This window comes from Mycobacterium farcinogenes (assembly GCF_019739075.1).
Lineage (GTDB): Bacteria > Actinomycetota > Actinomycetes > Mycobacteriales > Mycobacteriaceae > Mycobacterium > Mycobacterium senegalense.
The window spans coordinates 221899-241751 of the sequence record NZ_CP081673.1; the positions used below are offsets into that span (position 1 = coordinate 221899).

At 68.6% G+C, this 19853-nt stretch carries 4 protein-coding genes; 1 reads left to right on the top strand and 3 read right to left on the bottom strand.

Annotated elements, in window-relative coordinates:
- Positions 1-218: 218 nt before the first annotated feature.
- Positions 219-992: a 4,5-DOPA-extradiol-dioxygenase gene (ygiD, locus tag K6L26_RS00960; RefSeq protein WP_065063418.1), complete on the top strand. Its 774-nt coding sequence runs from the start codon at positions 219-221 to the stop codon at positions 990-992.
- Here the strand turns inward: ygiD and K6L26_RS00965 are convergent.
- The 3 genes from K6L26_RS00965 to K6L26_RS00975 are packed head-to-tail and all read right to left on the bottom strand — an operon-like array spanning position 985 to position 19847.
- Entirely contained in the window at positions 985-1779 is a 795-nt protein-coding gene (locus K6L26_RS00965; RefSeq protein WP_065063420.1) for a GAP family protein, read from the bottom strand. The genes ygiD and K6L26_RS00965 overlap by 8 nt on opposite strands.
- Before the next feature lie 9 nt (positions 1780-1788).
- Positions 1789-9528, bottom strand: a complete 7740-nt coding sequence (locus K6L26_RS00970; RefSeq protein ID WP_065063422.1) for a non-ribosomal peptide synthetase — start codon at positions 9526-9528, stop codon at positions 1789-1791.
- Positions 9525-19847, bottom strand: a complete 10323-nt coding sequence (locus K6L26_RS00975; RefSeq protein WP_221852445.1) for a non-ribosomal peptide synthetase — start codon at positions 19845-19847, stop codon at positions 9525-9527. Before K6L26_RS00975 ends, K6L26_RS00970 begins: the two co-directional genes overlap by 4 nt.
- Positions 19848-19853: the final 6 nt, after the last annotated feature.

Consider the following 19853-nt stretch of genomic DNA (forward strand, 5'->3'; position numbering starts at 1 on the left):
ACGTGATCGCTGCGCGTCACGTGCTCCGGCAGCTCGAACAGCGCGAACTCCTGAAGTGTGTAGGCCGACACTGGCCTGCACACCCGGAAACGCTACCGCAGCAGCGGCTCGCTCACCGTCACATGGTGGGCCACGCCGCGCGGTATCCGAGTCGGTGTGCACGGACCACGGACAATCTCACGCCCTAGGCTGCAGTCATGGGTCCAGTGTCTGCCCTGATGCCCGCGGCGTTCATCGGCCACGGCAGCCCGATGAACGCTCTGGAATCCAATCGCTTCACCGCGGCTTGGCGCGACTTCGGGCAGGCGGTGCCCCGACCCCGCGCGATCCTCGTGATCAGCGCGCATTGGTACATCAACGCCACCGCGGTAACCGCGATGCCGCGGCCACGCACCATTCACGACTTCTACGGATTCCCGCCCGAGCTGTTCGCCGTCCAGTACCCCGCGCCGGGACTCCCGGAGTTGGCCGAGGAGGTCAGCGACGTGGTGCACCCGACCTGGGTGGGTGCCGACGTAGACAGCTGGGGCATCGATCACGGCACCTGGTCGGTGCTGCTGCACGCCTTTCCCGACGCATCGATACCCGTTGTGCAGCTGGCGATCAACGCCAACGAACCGGCCTCCTACCACCTGCGACTCGGCGCGAAACTGGCCCCGCTGCGCGAGCGCGGCGTGCTGATCGTGGGCAGCGGCAACATCGTGCACAACCTCGCCGGCATGGACCCGAAACAACCCGACGGCGGCTTCACCTGGGCCAGGCGCTTCGACGACGCGGCCCGCGAACGACTCACCCACTCCCCCGCCGACGTGCTCGCCCTCGAGACGCATCCCGACTACGCGGCCGCCGTGCCCACCCCGGACCACTTCATCCCGATGCTGTACTTCGCCGGGCTCGCCGGGGCCGCAGCCGATGCGACCCGCGCGGTCGACACGTTGGTCACCGGCCATACCTACGGGTCGTTGTCGATGACGTCCTACCTGCTCAGATGAGGCCCGCTCCGGTGACCACCTGCCACAGCCCGACCACGGCGAACAGCACCAGCAGCACGAGCTGCCGGTGGTGCTTGGTCCACTCGTGCAGAGGCTGCAACACCGCCTGGGTCTTCGCCGGGGCGACGGCGTAACTGAGCAGCGCCAGCTCGAAGACCGCCAGCATTCCGAACACGAAGGCGATGCTGATAACCACCTGCGCACCGATCGGCGCACCCGAACCGACCACCATGGTGGCGACCATGAGCACCAGCGGCGGCGGAGCGATGTAGCAGAGCCCGAACACCAGCGCCACCCACAATGCGCCGCCCTCCCAGGCGTCGTGCGCGCGGTCGATGAGCCGCCGAGCCCCGGCCCCCAGCGCAGACATCGTGCCGCGGATGCGCCCGGCCGGAGCGGGCGGCTCCTCCGGTTCCATGACCAGCACCGTTGAGTCACCACCGGCGCTCACCGACGCGCCCTGATCCACCCGTTTCCGCATTCTCATCCGGACCGCGAGCAGGCCCGCGATCGCCACGCAGACCAGTCCCGAAACGAATTGGAACGGCTTGACGGTCGACCCGGGTTCCGGCGTCACCAGATCATGCGCGACCGAGCTGAACGACGGCACAGAGGCCAGCACCAAGGTCGTGATCACAAACGCCGGGACGTTCATGATCAAGCTTCCGCCCCAGAACGCGATGAGGTTCTGCACCGGACGCGGCCGGGAGATCACCAGCAGGATGAAGCCGAGAAGCACCGGATTGAGTGACACCAAAAGTGCCATCCCCAAGATATCGCCCCACACAGCGCTGCCCTAGAGCATTCCGAGCGACTGCAGATCGGTCACATATTTCAGGATGACCTCCGGCGTGACTCGCGGAATATCGTTGGCGGCACCGACTTTCGCCCGGCGAACCGCGGCGCGGAAGCGGTCGGCAGGCGCGTAGGAGCCTTGCGTCGGCTCAGGCGCCTCGAGCTCACCGCCTTGCTGTTGCAGCAAGGTCAGCATCTGCAGGACCGAGCCCTGCCGCTGCCGTTCCGGCAGCGCCTTCAGGCCCGCTTCGAACCGCTGCAACCATTCTCCGAAATCGCTGACGCGTTGGATCGGATAACCGGCCTCGATCAACCAGTCGATGTAGGTGTCGATGCCGATCCCGTCGTCATGCGGGTTCATCACGTGGTACGTCTCGAAACCCGCTGAGGCCGAACGGGCTACCTCCCAGCCCAACGTGGTGATCGCCTCCGCCACGAAGTCGACGGGCAGTCCGTCGAAGTGCGCACGCAGCCGTCGGCCGTCATCGCCGAGCCGGTAGAACGACTCCGGCGCAACGCCGGTGGCCACGATGCTCAGCACCATCCGGCTGACCGTGTCGGTGAGGTTCAACTGTCCGGCATAAGCCGGGTCGGCCATGATCATGCCGGAGCGGAACACCGCGACGGGCAGGTCGCAGAGATCGTGCGCCTCACGCAGCAGCACCTCCCCGGCCCATTTGCTGTTGCCGTACCCGTTGGCGTAGCCGGCATCGACGGTGCGGACCGGGCTGGCCACCCGGATGTCGGCGTCCTCGGTGAACTTCGACGGCTCGATCTGGCGGCCCACATCGGAGGTCGAGACGAAGTTGTACGGCTTGAGCTTGGTGGTCAAGGCGAAGCGGATCAACTCGGCGGTCCCGACGACGTTGGGCCCGAACAACTCTCGGTAGGGCAGCACGCTGTTGACGAACGCCGCCGAGTCGACGATCAGGTCGACCCGCTCGGCCAGCTGCCGCCAGCGTTCCTCGTCCAGCCCGAGGTTGGGTTCGCCCTTGTCGCCGGCGATGACCTCGAGCCGTTCGGCCGCCAGTTCCCGGAAGTGCCGGAGCAGGACCGGGTCGGTGTCGAACGTGGCTTCCAGACGCCGGTACGCCTCTTCGTCGGAGTCGGCCCGCACCAGGCAGATCACGGTGTCATCGACACGGCGCAGTCGTTTCAGCCAGTCCAGCAACAGATACCGCCCGAGGAATCCGGTGGCCCCGGTCAGCAGCACGGTCTGTACCTGCCCGTTCGGCCGCGGCAGGGCTCGCGCGGTGCGCAGCGTGGTTCCGTCGATGAACTTGTCCAGGGTCAGGTCTCGCGCATACACCTCACCGGCCTCGGTGCCGTGCACCGAGGTGAAGCTGACCCCCGTAGGTGCGGCTGCCACGTCGGTTCCGGTCTCGCTGGTCAACTGCAGGCTCAAGGCGGCCACGGACGGTTTCTCGAACAGCGTGCGCACCGCGAGCTCGGCATCGAACGCGGTGTTGATCGCGGCGATCGCCCGCATCGCCGAGATCGAATCGCCACCGAGATCGAAGAACGAATCGTCGATACCGACCCGCTCCAAACCCAGCACATGGGCGTAGATACCGGCCAGCGTCTGCTCGGTCGGGGTGCCCGGGGCCCGGTACCGGGCGCCGTCGCGGTACCCGGGTGCCGGCAGGGCGCGACGATCGAGCTTTCCGTTGACGGTCAGCGGCAACACGTCCAGGACGACGATCGCGGCGGGCACCATGTAGGCGGGCAGCCGCTCGCCGAGTTCCTTGCGCAACTGGGTCGGATCGGCGTTGCCGGTGATGTAGCCGACCAGGCGCTTGTCGCCGGGACGGTCCTCGCGCGCGACGACCGCGGCCTGGGTCACCCCGTCCAATTCGGCCAGGGCGGCTTGGATCTCGCCCAGCTCGATGCGATAGCCGCGGATCTTCACCTGCTCGTCGGCGCGGCCCAGGTAGTGCAGCTGGCCCTCGTCATCCCACTTGACCAGATCACCGGTGCGGTACATGACTTTTCCGGGTGCGTCCTGCCCGCCGAACGGGCAGGCCACGAACCGCGAGGCGGTCAGCCCCGATCGGTTGAGGTAGCCGACACCGACGCCGCGCCCGGCGAGGTACAGCTCGCCGACGACGCCGGCGGAGACCGGACGCAGCCACTCATCGAGCACGAATGTGGCGCCCGAGGGGACGGGCGACCCGATGGGAACGGCACCACCGGCGGCACCCGGGGTCAGCGGTGCGCTCATCGCGCCGTAGATCGTGGCCTCGGTCGGGCCGTAAGCGTTGATCATCACCCGGCCCGGAGCCCAGCGGTCCACCACCTCGCTGGGGCAGGCTTCACCGGCCACCACCAGGGTGGTGTGCTCCAGACCTTCCGGTGACAGCATGCCGACCGCCGACGGCGTCTGATACAGCACGGTGACCCCTTCGGCGACCAGCAGATCGTGCAGGTCATCCGGTGAGCCGGCCACCGCCTCGGGCACGATCACCAGCTGCGACCCGTGCAGCAAGGCCCCCCAGATCTCCCACACCGAGACGTCGAAGACCAGCGAATGCCATTGCGACCACACCTGTCCCGGGCCCGCCGGGAGATCGGGATGCAGCCGCTCCAGCACCTGGGTCACGTTGCCGTGGGTGACGGCCACGCCCTTCGGGGTACCGGTGGTGCCCGAGGTGTAGATCAGGTAGGCGATGTCGTCGGCAGCGGGCGGCAGCAGGTCGGCTGTCGGGTAGATCAGGCCTGCGGATTCCACGGCGGGATCGTCGACCTCGACGATCTGCACATCCGCCCCATCCAGCCGGGATCGCAACTCGGCCGTCGTGATCGCGATGATCGGTGCGGCGTCGGCCAGCATGAACTCCAGGCGCGCGGCAGGCACCGCCGGATCGATCGGCAGGTAGGCCGCCCCGGTCTTCAGCACTGCCAGGATGGCCACGATCGCCTGGTCTGACCGCGGCGCCAGCAGCGCCACGATCTGACCCGGGCCGGCGCCCATGAGCGCCAACAGGTTTGCCAGTCGGCGGGCCTCCTCGTCGAGCTCGTCGTAGGTCAGCGAGTGGTCACCGAAAGTGAGCGCGGGCGCGCCGGGATCGCGCTCCACCTGCCGGCTGAACATCTCCGGAATCGAGATGGGCGCGGCCACCGGTCGGGTGAGAATCTCGCGGTGGCTCCACGCGTCGAGCCGGTCGTGCTCGGAGCTTTCGAGCACATCCATCGCCGAGACCCGGCGCTCCGGATCGACGGTCATGTCCACCAGCAGTCGCTGGAACCGTTCGACCAGTGCATCGATCTGGCCGCTGTCGAACACGTCGCTGTCGAATTCGAGGCGCAGCCCCAACTCGTGTCCGGGCAGCGCCATCACCGACAGCGGGTAATGGTTGTACTCACGGTTGTTGAACTCGGTGACGGCCAGCTCCTGCACACCCAGGAACGCACTGGTGTCGATGGGGTAGCTCTCGTACAGGAACAGCGTGTCGAACAGTTGCTCGTGCCCGGCCAGATGGTGAATCTCGGTGAGCGCCAGGTGTTCGTGCTCGAGGGTGTCGTTGTGAGCACGCTGCAACTGATCCAGCAGCTCGGCCACCGTCGTCGTCGCGGTGGTGCGGGCTCGTACCGGCACGGTGTTGATCAACAGGCCCACCATGGAATCCGCGCCGGGCAGGTCCGCGGGCCGACCCGACACCGCGGTACCGAAGGTGACGTCGTGCTGGCCGGTCAGCCACATCAGCAATTGCGCCCACCCGGCCTGCAGCACCGTGGCGACCGTGGTCCGCTGCGTCCGTGCGAGCTCACTGAGCGCGCGGGTGGTCTCCGCCGGCACCCGATAGGTCTGGATCCCTCGGGGACCGGGCTCGACCGGCGGCGCGACCAGCGTGGGAGTCTGGAAGCCGTCCAACACGTTTCGCCAGGCTTCCCGTGCGGCGTCACGATCCTGATCGGCCAGCCACGAGACGAAGTTGCGGTACGACGCCGGTGCCGGCAGCCGCTGCCCGAAGTAACTCGCGAAGATCTCCCGCAACAGGATCGGCAGCGACCAGCCGTCGATCACGATGTGGTGGAAGGTCAGGACCAGCCGGTGGCCGTCGCCCGCGGTGCGGATCAGGGCGGCCCGGAACGTCGGCCGCTCACCGAGGTCGCAGACCGCTGCCCGCTCCGCGTCACAGAGCGCACGGACCTCGTCGTCGGAGATCCGGTCGTCCCCGCGCAGATCCAGGTACCGCCACGCCATCACGGGATCGGCGGGGATGGCCTGCACGGGCTCGCCGAACTGCCCGCAGAACCGGGCGGCCAGATTCGGATGCCGGTCGACCACGGTGTGCACCGCATCGCGCAGCCGATGCTGGTCGACGACACCGGCGATGGTGATGTCGAGCTGGACCGCATAGACGTCGTCGTGCGCGCCGCGGCCACGCGCGAACGTGGAATGGAACAGCAGCCCCTGCTGCACAGGGGTCAGGGGCAGCACGTCGGCGACCGCGTATTCCAGCTCCAGCTCGTCGATCTGGCGCTGGGTGAGTCGCGCCGGAAGAACATCGGACGGCGTCAGCCCGCCGCCGCCGGAGCTTACGTGAGCGCAGATGCCCTTCAACGCCTGGAACCACAACCGGCTGAGCCGGTCGACCTGATCCCGGCCGACGACCGAAGGGGCCCATGTCCATGCGGCCTGCAAAGACGGGCCGGCGTCGGTATCCACGGTGCCCGCATTGAGTTCCACGGTGTGCATCAACGGCATCGGGACCTCGGACGCCACGCCGGTGCTCGACAACGCGTCCTGATCGATGCGCCACAGGTCCTCGCCGAGATCGGCCATCCCGCCGGCGATCCGGCCGAGGTAGTTGAAGCCGATCGTCGGGTCCGCACCCTCGAGTTCCACGTCGGGGTTGAGATAGCGGAGCATGCCGTAGGTGAGGTCGTCGGGCAGTGCGCGCAGCTGCTCCTTGGCCTCCTTGATGATCGCGCCCAGCTCGGCATCGCCCGAAATGACCTGAGCCCACGGCAGTTCCGGGGTTGCCAGGGCCACCGGGTACTTGGTGGTGAACCAGCCCACGGTCCGCGAGAGGTCGACATCGGAGTCCAGGGCGGCTCCCCCGATATCCTCACTTCGCCCGTGGCCCTCGACGTCGAAACTGATCGGCAGACTGCCGGTGCCGAGGTATTCGGCCCACGCCAGGCCGAAGGCGATCAGCAGAATGTCCTGCACGCCGGCATGAAACGCCGCGGGAACCGGTCCGAGCAGCGCTCGGGTGGTCTCGACATCCAGGTCCACCGCCAGCTGGCCGGCATTGGCGTAGGTGTCCACGTGCGGCTGCACCGGCGGCAGGGACGCGGGCACCTCAAGCACCTTGCGCCACGCGTCGGCGTGCCGGACGACGTTGGCGTCGCCGGCATGCTCGGTCAAAAGGTGTGACCAACGGGCGAACGAGGTGCCGCCCCGCGGCAACTGCACCGGCTGCCCACTATGGTGCTGTGCCCAGGCGATATTCAAGTCTTCCAGCAAGATTCGCCAGGACACCCCGTCGACGGCCAGGTGATGGATCATCAGGACCAGCTGGCCGCTGGCGGGCACCCACAAGGCTCGCAGCACCGAGCCGGCGGCCGGGTCCAGCTGCGTCAACGCCGCTACCAACGCGTCGTCGGACAATTCCTCGACAACGGACATGCAGTCGCGCGCGTCGACCGCGCCCTTGTCGGGCACACGCAACGACCACTCACCGTCGGCGTCGGTCTCGGCGAGCATTCTCAGCGTGGGGTGCCGGTCGAGCAGCTCTTGCACGATGACCACGGCGTCGGCCTCGCCCACCCCGTCCGGCGCGCGCAGCACGACCGTCTGGTTGAACTGGTCGATGGGGCCCTGGACGTCGCGCAGCCAGCGCATGATCGGTGTCGCCGAAACCGGACCGATGCCCTCGTCGATGACCGCGTGCTCGGGATCGGCGAACACCGCGACCTGGGCGACCCCGGCCACGGTCTGCTCGACGAAGATGTCGCGGGGCCGGCACCGCACACCGGCCGCCCGAGCGCGGGCCACCACCTGCATCGACAGGATGCTGTCACCGCCCAGATCGAGGAACGAGTCGTCGACACCGACCCGGTCCACGCCCAGCACCTGGGCGAAAATGTCGGCGAGGATCTCCTCGACGGGGTTGCTCGGCGCTCGGTAACCGGCCCCGGCACTGCGATATTCGGGTGCCGGGAGGGCGCGCTTGTCGAGCTTGCCGTTGACCGTCAGCGGGAATGCGTCCACCACCACCACCGCGGCGGGCACCATGTAGGCCGGCAACCGCTTGGCCAGTGCCGAACGCATCTGGGCCGGATCGGCCGTCCCGGTGACGTAACCGACCAGTCGTTTGTCTCCCGGCCGGTCCTCGCGGGCGATCACCACGGCCTGGGTCACCCCGTCCAGCGCGGCGAGGGCGGCCTGCACCTCACCCAATTCGATGCGGTAGCCACGGATCTTGACCTGCTCGTCGGCACGGCCGAGATATTGCAGCTGGCCGTCGTCACCCCACCTGACCAGATCGCCGGTGCGGTACATGACTTTTCCGGGTGCATCCGCTCCGCCGAACGGGCAGGCCACGAAACGCGAGGCGGTGAGACCCGGCCGGCGCGCATATCCGACCGCCACCCCGGCACCGGCCACATACAGCTCACCGACGACACCTTCGGCCGTCGGCCGGAGCCACTGGTCGAGCACGAACAACGCCGCGCCGGGGACCGGGGAGCCGATCGGCACGACGGCGCCGGCCGCCTCCGACCTCGACAACGGCGCACTCATCGCCGCATAGACGGTGGCTTCTGTCGGGCCGTAGGCGTTGATCATCACCCGGCCCGGGGCCCACCGGTCCACCAGCTCGGTCGGGCAGGCCTCGCCCGCCACCACCAGGGTGGTCGATTCCAGCCGCTCCGGTGAGAGCATGCCCGCCGCCGAGGGGGTAAGGCACAGCACGCCCACCTTTTCGGTGAGCAGCAGACTGTGCAGGTCATCGGGCGAACTGGCGGCGGCTTCCGGCACGATCACCAGTCGTCCGCCGTGCAGCAGTGCGCCCCAGATCTCCCACACCGAGACGTCGAAAACCAGCGAATGCCATTGCGACCAAGCCTGACCCGGCTCAGCGGGCAGATCGGCATGCAGGTGTTCCACCAGCGAAGTCACGTTGCGGTGAGTCACCGCAACCGCTTTCGGTACGCCGGTGGTGCCCGACGTGTAGGTCATGTAGGCCAGGTCATCCGGTTGCGGGCCCGGCAGCGCACTGCCCGGCTGACTCTCGACGGCGGGATCGTCGACACCGATCACCGGCACGTCGCCACGGTCCAGCCGGTCACGCAGCTCCGCGGTGCTGACGGCAACGACGGGCTCCGCATCGGTGAGCATGAACGCGATCCGGTCGTCGGGATGCGCGGGGTCGATCGGCAGGTAGGCGGCCCCGGTCTTGAGCACCGCCAGGATCGACACGATCGCCTCGGCCGAGCGGGAAATCAGCAGTGCGACGGTTTCCCCCGGCCCGGCACCATGACCGGCCAGCAGGTGAGCCAGCCGATTCGACTGCTCATCGAGCTCGCGATAGCTCCACGATCGGTCGCCGCAGACCAGCGCCACCGACTCCGGGGCACGATCCACCTGCGCGCTGAACAGCACGGGGATCGTGACCGGGTCGGATGCCGGTCGGCTCAGCACCGACCGGTTACCCCAGTCATCGAGCCGGTCGTGCTCATCGTCGTCGAGAAGGTCGAAGGACAACAGCGTCCGGCTGGCATCGATGCTCATGAGTGCTCCCTCCGGTCGGCGGTCATGGCGTCTAGTACCCGCCGGAACCGCTCGACCAATCGCCCGATTCGGGCTGAATCGAAGACATCAGAATCAAATTCGACGCGTAGGCCTAGTTCATGGCCCGGAACCGCCTGCACCGAAAGCGGGTAATGGTTGTACTCGCGATTGGTGAATCCGGTGATCGTCAGCCCGTCCACACCCGAGAGCGCGGCGGTGTCGATCGGATAGTTCTCGTAGACGAACACGGTGTCGAACAACTGGTCGTGGCCGGTCACGCGATGGATCTCGTTCAGCGCCAGGTGTTGATGGTCCAATGTGTCGTTGTAGGCACCCTGCAGCTCGGCCAGCAGGCTCGCCACGGTGGTGGCCGGGGTGATGCTGGCCCGCACCGGCACCGTGTTGATCAGCAACCCGACCATCGATTCGGCGCCGGCCACATCGGCCGGCCGGCCGGAGACCGCGGTGCCGAACGCGACGTCACGCTGGCCGGTCAGCCACATGAGCAGCTGCGCCCACGCCGCTTGCAGCACTGTGCTGACGGTTGTGTGGCACGTGCGGGCCAGATCGCCGAGGGCCTGCGTGGTCTCGGCCGACAGCTGGAACGATTCGACACCGCGCGGGCCGAGGGCCGCCTGCCCCGGGTTGCCGACCAGCGTGGGGTTTTCGAACCCGTCAAAAACCTTGCGCCACGCGGTCTGTGCGGCACTGATGTCCTGCTCGGCCAGCCACGTGACGAATCGCCGGTACGGAACCGGGGCCGGCAGCCGCGCGCCGAGGTAGCCGGCGAAGATCTCCTGCAGCAGGATCGGCTTCGACCACCCGTCGAGCACGATGTGGTGGTTGGTGAGCACGAATCGGTGCTGATCCTCAGCAGTGCGGATCAGTGCGGCCCGGAACGGGGGCTCATCGCCCAGGCCGCTGACCCGGCCCCGCTCGGCGGTGCAGATCCGCTGAACCCGCTGTTCCACATCGCCATCCGCATCGCCGGTGAGATCCAGGTACTGCCAGGCGAGCTCCGGATCGGCCGGCAGGATCTGCACCGGCACACCGAAGTCCTCGTAGAAGCGCGCCACCACGTTCGGCCGCCGGGTGATCACGCCCTGAACGGCATCGCGCAGCCGATCCGGATCCAGCGCACCGGCGACGGTGATGTCGAGCTGCACCGCATAAAGGTCGTCGCCGCCCTGCCCTGCTTCGGTGTGGAACAGCAGGCCCTGCTGCAGCGGTGTCAGCGGCAACACATCGGCGATCGCGTATTCGGCTTGCAGCTCATCGATCTGGGGCTGGGTCAGCTGCGCGGGGGCGATGTCCGACGGGGTCAGCCCGCCTCCCCCGTCCCGCACGTGAGCACAGATTCCGGCCAGCGCGTCGAACCAGAGCCGGCTGAACCGGGCGACCTGCTCCTCGTCGAGGACTGAGGGGGCCCAGGTCCACGTGGCGTGCAGGCTCGGGCCGGCACCCGTGCCGGAGTCCAGCACGCCGGCGTTGAGCTCCATGGCGTGTCCCAGCGGGGTATCCACCGCCGTGGCCGACGCGGTGATCGACACCGCCTGTTGATCGATTCGCCACAGTTCGTCGGACAGCTCCCCGGCCCCGGCGCCGAGCCGACCGAGGTAGTTGAAGCTGAAGGCCGGATCCGGCCCGTCCAGGGCCACATCGGAATTCAGGTACCGCAGCAGTCCGTAGGTCAGTCCGTCGGGTAGACCCCGGAGCTGTTCCTTGGCGGCCTTGATGACACCGCCCAGTGCCACCGCACCCGAAGTCACCTGTTCCCAGGGCAGTTCGCCCGGGCTGAGCGCTACCGGGTACTTGCTGGTGAACCAGCCGACGGTGCGCGACAGGTCGATGTCGGCGGTGAGCTCCTCGGCGCGGCCGTGGCCCTCGACATCGATGGTGATCGGCGTGCGTTCGGCGCCCAGGAATTCCGCGGCGGCCAGGCCGAAGGCGATCAACAGAATGTCCTGCACTCCGGCGTGAAACGCCGCGGGCACGTCACCGAGCAACTGTCGGGTGGTGTCGGCGTCGAGCTCCACGGACAGCTGCCCGGCGCCGGCATAGGTGTCGACCGCCGGTTGCACCGGGGGCAAAGCCGCCGGGATCGCCGCTACCTCACGCCAGGCCCCGGCCAGCCCCACCACGGCCGGGCTGTGGGCGTGCTCGTCGAGCACCGCGGACCAACGGGCGAACGACGTCCTCGGCGCCGGCAATTCCACTTCCTGGCCGGCGCGATGCTGAGCCCAGGCGATATTCAAGTCTTCCAACAGGATTCGCCAGGACACCGCGTCGACGGCCAGGTGATGGATCATCAGCGCCAGGGTTGCGGTGCCGGGCACCCACAGCGCCGTCAGCACCGTGCCTGCCCCGGGGTTCAGCCGTGACCGCGCCGTGCGCAGGACCTCGTCGGACAGTTCGTCGACCACCTGCACACACGCGGCGGCATCCACCGCGCCGCGCTCGGGTACGGCCAGGGACCAGCCGCCGGCCGCGTTGGTCTCAGCGCGCAACCGCAACATGGCGTGCCGGTCCAGCAGGGTCTGCAACAGCACCGCCACGTCGGATTCGGTCGCCCCGTCAGGTGCCCGCAGCACCACGGTCTGGTTGTATTCGTCGACCGGACCGTCGATTTCACGGAGCCAGCGCATGATCGGTGTGGCCACCACCGGGCCGATGCCCTCGTCGAGGACGGTGTCCTGACCGTCGGCCGACACCACCACCCGGGCCAGCCGCGCCACCGTCTGTTCGACCAGCACATCGCGCGGCCGGCAGACCAGGCCCGCGGCCCGTGCCCGGGCCACCACCTGCATCGACGAGATGCTGTCCCCGCCGAGGTCGAAGAACGAATCGTCGACACCGACCCGCTCGACGCCGAGCACCTGCGCGTAGATCCCGGTCAGGATCTGCTCGACCGCGTCGTGCGGTGCCCGGTACGCCTCGGCGTCCTGATATTCCGGTGACGGCAGAGCGCGGGTGTCGAGTTTGCCGTTGACGGTGAGCGGCAACGCATCCAGCGCCACCACCGCGGTCGGAACCATGTACGCCGGCAGACGTTCGGCCAGCGCGCTGCGCGCCGCCGCCGGATCCGCGGAGCCCGTGATGTAGCCGACCAGACGCTTGTCGCCGGGACGGTCCTCGCGAGCGATCACCGCCGCCTGCGTTACTCCGTCCAGTGCCGCCAGCGCGGCCTGAACCTCACCGAGTTCGATCCGGTAGCCGCGGATCTTCACCTGCTTGTCGGCGCGCCCGACGTAGCGCAGCTGCCCGTCCGCACCCCACCGCACCAGGTCGCCGGTGCGGTACATCCGCTGTCCGGGTGCTCCGAAGGGGCAGGCCACGAACCGCGTCGACGACAGGTCCGGCCGGCCCACGTAGCCCGCCGCCAAACCGGCACCGGCCACATACAACTCGCCGACGACGCCCACCGGGACCTGGCGCATCCACTCGTCGAGCACGAAGAAGGCCAGGTGTTGCAGCGGTACGCCGATGGGGCTCGAGTTGTCATCGACGTCTGCGGCGCCGATCTGTCGGTACGAGGCATGCACCGTCGTTTCGGTGATGCCGTACATGTTGACCAGCCGCGGAGCCTCTGGGTGGCTCCGCATCCACGGTGAAAGCCGTTGTGGCTCAAGCGCTTCTCCGCCGAACACCACGGTCTGCAGCTCGAGCCGGCGACCCAGGTCGGGCGCCAGCGCATCGGCGGTCTGCAGCGCGTAGAACGCCGACGGCGTTTGGCTCAGTACGTTGACCCGCTCACTGACCAACAGGGCAAGCAAGTCTTCGGGCGAGCGAACCACGGCATCCGGGACCACCAGCAGGCGGCCACCGGACAGCAGCGGACCCCAGATCTCCCACACCGAGTAGTCGAAGGCCAGGGAGTGGCACTGACTCCACACCCGCCCGGCCGCCAGTTCGCCGCCGAGCGCCTCGAGCAGCGCGGTGACGTTGCGGTGGGTGACCGCCACGCCCTTCGGCGCACCGGTGGTTCCCGACGTGTAGATGATGTAGGCGATGTCGTCGGGTGCCGCCGCGACCACCGGATCAGCCAGTGCCGCAGGCAGTTCGGTTCCGGAGGCGGGGTCGTCGATCTCGAGCACCGGCACGCCGGACGACTCCAACCGGGTACGCAGCTGCGCAGTGGTCAGCGCCACCACCGGTGCGGCATCGGCCAGGACGAACTCGATACGGGCATCGGGATGCGCCGGGTCGATCGGCACGTAGGCCGCGCCGGTCTTCACCACCGCGAGGATGGCGACGACGGCATCGGCATCGCGGGGCAGCAGCATGGCGACCCGCTGTCCGGGCCGGGCGCCCTTGGCGGACAGCCACTGCGCCAACCGGTTCGACGCCTCGTCGAGCTCGCCGTAGGTCATCGAGCGGTCGTCGTAGCTGAGTGCCACCGCGCCCGGGTCCCGGGCCACCTGATCGGCGAACAGCTGCGGTATGGACGTCGGCGCGCTCTCAGGCCGGGTCAGGACGGTGCGGTTGCCCCAGGCGTCCAGCCGGGCGTGCTCGTCGGCGTCGAGCAGATCGATCGACGCCGGCCTGCGGGCCGGATCGGCGACCATGATCTCCAGCACGTAGCGCATCCGGTCGACCAGAGCCGCGATGTCGTCCGCGTCGAACACCCCACTGTCGAATTCGATCCGCAATCCGAGCTCGTCGCCGGGCATCGCCACCACCGACAGCGGGTAGTGGTTGTACTCGCGGCTGGTGAAATCGGTGATCCCCAGTTCCCGCGCACCCAGGAGAGCCTCGGCGTCGATCGGATAGTTCTCGTAGACGAACAGCGTGTCGAACAGCCGGTCGTGACCCGCCACCCGATGGATCTCGGCGAGTGCCAGATGCTCGTGCTCCACGGTGTCGTTGTGCACCCGCTGCAGCTGATCGAGCAGATCGGCCACCGTGCTGGTAGCGGTGATGCTGGCCCGGACCGGCACGGTGTTGATCAGCAGGCCCACCATGGCCTCCGCGCCGGGCAGATCCACCGGCCGCCCCGAGACCGCGGTACCGAACACCACATCGCGCTGGCCGGTCAGTGCCATGAGCACCTGCGCCCAAGCCGCCTGCAGCACGGTGTTCACCGTGGTGCGCTGCGAGCGGGCCAGCTCGGTGACCGCGAGGCTGGACTCGGCGGGCAGCCGGTAGGACTCGGTCGCCCGGGGCCCGGCCGGCGTCGGCGGCCCGACCAGGGTGGGCGCCTCGAACCCGGCCAGGGCATCGCGCCACACCACCTTCGCGGCAGCGTCATCCTGGTCTGCCAACCAGCTGACGAAGTTTCGGTACGAGGCGGGTGCGGGCAGCCGGTTACCGAAGTACCCGGCGAAGACCTCCTGCAGCAGGATCGGCAGCGACCAGCCGTCGATGACGATGTGGTGGATCGTGAGCACCAGCTTGTGCTGCCCGTGGCCGGTGCGGATCAGTGCCGCGCGGAAGGTCGGCTGCTCGGCCAGATCACACGCGGCACCGCGTTCGGCAGCGCACAGCTGCTCGAGCCGGACCGCCACATCGGCCGGGGCGCCGGCCAGGTCGACGTACTGCCACGCGATCACCGGGTCGGCCGCCAGTACCTGTACCGGCTCACCGAACTCCTCGTGGAATCGGGCCGCCAGGTTGGGATGACGGACGATGACCGCGTTCACCGCGTCGCGCAACCGCTGCGGGTCGAGCTCTCCGGTGACGGTGACGGCCAGTTGCACGGCGTAGATGTCGTCGCCGACGCTCCCGGTGTCGTCGGCCAGCGTGGACTGGAAGAGCAGACCCTTCTGCAACGGGGTCAGCGGAAGGACATCTGCGACCCGGTACCGATCGGTCAGCTCGTCGATCTGCTTCTGGGTCAGCCGCACCGGGGCGATGTCCGACGGGGTCAGCCCACCGCCGCCGGACTGCACGTGAGCGCAGATGCCGGCCAGGGCCTCGAACCACAGCCGGCTGAGCCGGTCGACCTGCTCCCGGCTGAGCACCGAGGGCGCCCACATCCAATTGGCCTGCAGCTGTGGGCCCGTCGCGCTGTCCAGGGTGCCGGCATTGAGCTCGACGCTGTGGGCCAGCGCCATCGGTATCGCCGACGCCACGTCGGTCATCGACAAGTTGTCCTGGCTGATCCGCCACAGGTCCTCGGACAGCTCCACCGCCCCCGCGCCGAGCCGTCCCAGGTAGTTGAATCCGACAGTCGGGTCGGAACCACCCAGGTCCACATCCGGATTGAGGTAACGCAAGAGCCCGTAGGTGAGCCCGTCGGGCAGCGCCCGCAGTTGTTCCTTGGCGCCCTTGATCACCGGCCCGAGTGCCGCGCCGCCGCCGACCACATGGGCCCAGGACACCTGGCCCACGGTCAGCGCCACGGGGTACTTGGCGGTGAACCAGCCGACGGTGCGGGACAGATCGACATCGGGGGCCAGATCTTCGGCCCGCCCGTGACCTTCGACGTCGATACCGATCGGCACACTGCCGGTGCCGGCTCCGGAGAACTCCGCCCAGGCCAGCCCGAAGGCGATCAGCAGGATGTCCTGCACGCCGGCGTGGAATGCCGCCGGAACCTCCCCCAACAGCATCCGCGTGGTCGCTTCGTCCAAGGCCACCGTCAGCCGGCCGGCGTCGGCATAGGTATCCAGCTCCGGCTGTACCGGCGGCAGCGCTGCCGGGGTCGCCGCGACGGCCCGCCACGTGTCGGCGTGCCGGACGACATCGTTGTCGCGCGCCCGCTCTGCCAGCAGCTCGGACCAGCGGGCGAACGATGTACCACCGGACGGCAGCGCCACCGGTTGTCCACTGTTGTGCTGTGCCCAGGCGATGTTCAGGTCTTCCAACAGGATTCGCCAGGACACGCCGTCAACCGCCAGATGGTGGACGATCAGGGCCAGTTGATTGGTGGCTTCGGCCCACACCGCGCGCACCATCACGCCGTCGGCGGGGGCGAGCCGTGACCGGGCGGCTGTCACCGCCTCCTCCGACAGCTCCCCGACCACAGACAGGCAGTCGCCGGCGGTGACCGTGCCCTGCTCGGGCACGGTCAGCGACCAGTCCTCACTCCCCGTCATATCCCTGGTCTCGGCGCGCAGCCGCAAGGCGGCGTGCCGATCCAGCAGCGCCTGCAGCACGGTCTCGGCGTCGACCCGGGTGACCGCGGCGGGCGCCTGGATCACCAGGGTCTGGTTGAACTGGTCGGTGCGGCCCGGCACGTCCTGAAGCCACTGCATGATCGGCGTCGGGTTCACCGCACCGGTGCCCTCGTCGACGACAGCCTGGCCTCCGGCCAGCTTGGCCACGCCACCCAACCGGGCGATGGTCTGCTCCACGAAGATGTCCCTCGGCCGGCACCACACGCCGGCGGCCCGGGCCCGCGCCACGACCTGCATCGACAGGATGCTGTCGCCACCGAGGTCGAAGAACGAATCGTCCACCCCGACTCGGTCCAGGCCCAGAACCTGGGCGTAGATCCCGGCCAGGATCTCCTCGACCGCATTGCCCGGGGCCCGGTATTCGGCTCTCCCGCTTTGGTATTCGGGAGCGGGCAGCGCACGGGTGTCGAGTTTGTTGTTGGCGGTCAGCGGCATCGCGTCGAGCACGACCACCGCTGCGGGGACCATGTAGGGCGGAAGTTGATCCGCCAGCTGGGCCCGGGCTTCCACCGGATCGACGGCTCCGGTGACATAGCCGACGAGCCGTTTGTCGCCGACGCGGTCCTCGCGGGCGATCACCGCGGCGTGTTCAACCCCCGCCACGCGGGCCAGCGCGGAACGCACCTCGCCCAGCTCGATGCGGTAGCCGCGGATCTTGACCTGCTCATCGGCCCGGCCCAGATACTGCAGCTGCCCGTCTTCGCCCCACCGCACCAGGTCGCCGGTGCGGTACATCCGCTGTCCGGCCACGCCGCCGAAGGGGCACGCCACGAACCGCGAGGCCGTCAGGTCAGGCCGGCCGATGTATCCGCATGCCACGCCGTCGCCGGCCACATACAGTTCGCCGACCACACCGGCCGGCACCGGCTGCATCCAGGTATCCAGCACGAACAGGGCGGCGCCGGGCACGGGTGAGCCGATCGGCACCACGGGCCCGGTGGCTCCGGCCTGCAGCGGCGCGCTCATCGCCGCGCAGATCGTGGTCTCGGTCGGGCCGTAGGCGTCGAACATCACCCGGCCGGCGGCCGCCCAGCGGTCCACCAGCTCGGTGGGGCAGGCCTCGCCTGCCACCACCAGCACCGCGGATTCGAGATCGTCCGGAGACAGCATCGCCACCGCGGACGGAGTCTGGGTGAAGACGGTCACCCCTTCGGCGACCAGCAGGCGGTGGAACTCCTCTGGGGAGCCGGCGACCGATTCGGGCACCACCACCAGGCGGCCGCCCCGCAACAGGGCATGGCCGATCTCCCACACGGAGGCGTCGAAGCCCAGGGAGTGGCACAGCGGCCAGACTCCTCGCCGCGGCAGGCCGGCGTCCAGCGACGCCATCAGCCCGGTCAGATTCTGATGGGTGACCGCCACGCCCTTCGGCGTACCGGTGGTTCCCGACGTGTAGATGACGTATGCGATATCGGCCGGGACGGCCAGCGACAACGGGGTGCTCGGCGCAGCCTCGAGCGACGGCTCGTCGACGTCGATCACGGCGCCCGGGTAACCCTCGAGCCGCGACCGGAGTTTCGCCGTGGTGACGGCAGCGATCGGTGCCGCATCGGCCAGGATGAACTCCATCCGCGATGCGGGTACGGCCGGATCGATCGGCAGATAGGCGGCACCGGTTTTGAGTATCGCCAGCATTCCGACGACCGCCCGGGCCGAACGGTTCGAGAACAGGGCGACCCGCTCACCCGGCCGGGCTCCTTGGGCGACCAGCAGATGCGCCAACCGATTCGACGCTTCGTCGAGCTCGCGATAGGTCAGCGAGCGGCCTTCGAAAGTCAGTGCCGCGGCGTCGGGAACGGCGGCCACCTGTTGGGCGAACAGCTCCGGTATCGATACCGGAGCGGCCGTGGGTTGAGCGAGCACAGCCTGATTGCCCATCTCGGCCAGTTCGGCCCGCTCCGCACCGGCCAGCAGGTCCAGCGCGGACAGCGGCCGCTGCGGATCGGCGGCCATTTCCACCAGGACCCGTTGGATGCGGTCGGCCAGATCGGAGACTTCGAAGTCGGCGAACGGGCGCCCGGTGCCGGCCGTACTCAGGAAGAGCTGGTCACTGGCCCCGATGAAGAACAAGCCGAAATGCCCCATCGGCCCGTGGTTGGTGTAGGACACCGTGACCGGGGCGCCGGCCAGATCCAGCGTGAGACGGGACGGGATGAAGTTGATCGCCACCCGGTTGGACGCCTGGCGGGATCCGTTTGCACCGTTGAGGGTGTGCACGGGAAAACGCTGATGCTGCAGGAGCTCGCGGATGCGCGAATCGACGTGCTGGCAGAATTCTGCGACCGTCCATTCCGGTGGGGCCTTCAGCACCAACGGCGCCACCCCGGCGAGCATCGCGGGCAGGGTCTTCGATTCCGGGGTCACACGCCTGCTGACCGGGAAGTCGAGAGCCACCTCTGAGGCGTTGGCGGTCCACGCCCGCACCAGCAGCGCGCATGCCGCCGTGGTGACCGAGTACCGGCGGACGCGCAGGCTCTTGGACAGTTCCTTGATGTGCCCGACGGCGGCCCGGTCGACCTCGACCGAGGCAGAGGGCGCATAGGCGTCGCGCCCGCGCTCCGCCCGCGGCAGACCCTGGTCGACACCGCCTTCGGACGGAAGGTGGTCCCGCCAGTAGGCGAGATCGTCCTGAAAGCTCTGGGACGCTTGATATTCGGTTTCGCAGTCCACCAGATCCCGCAAGGACCCGAAGTAGGCCGGCGGCACTGGCTCTCCAGAGACCAGCGCCGTATAGATGGTGGCGATCCGTCGGCTGACCAGGGCCATGCCGAGGCCGTCGACCGAGATGTGATGTCCCAGCCCGAACAGGAAGTACTCCTGCGGCTGGGTCCTGAACAGGGCGAACTTCACCAGCTGACCATGCAGCGGCAGCGGCGTGTGTTGAATCGCCGACGCGAGTTCCCGGACCTTCTGTACCGGGTCGTCGCAGTCTCGGACGTCGTGGAACACCAATTCCAGGTCGGAATAGTCGAGCGCCTTCTGGAAGACGCGCCCGTCCACCTCGAAGATCGCCGCTCGGGCCGGCTCCGCCTCTTGCAGCGCCTGCCGGATCGCCTGCTCGAGGAGGTCGCGCTGCACCGCACCGTCAATTCGCCCGAGAAGGCCGAGTTGCCACTCGGTGCCGGCAAGACCGCTTTCCTGTGAAAGCCAGATATCCAACTGCCCACGAGAAAGCGGCAGTGCTCCGCCCTCAGGTTCCATTATGTA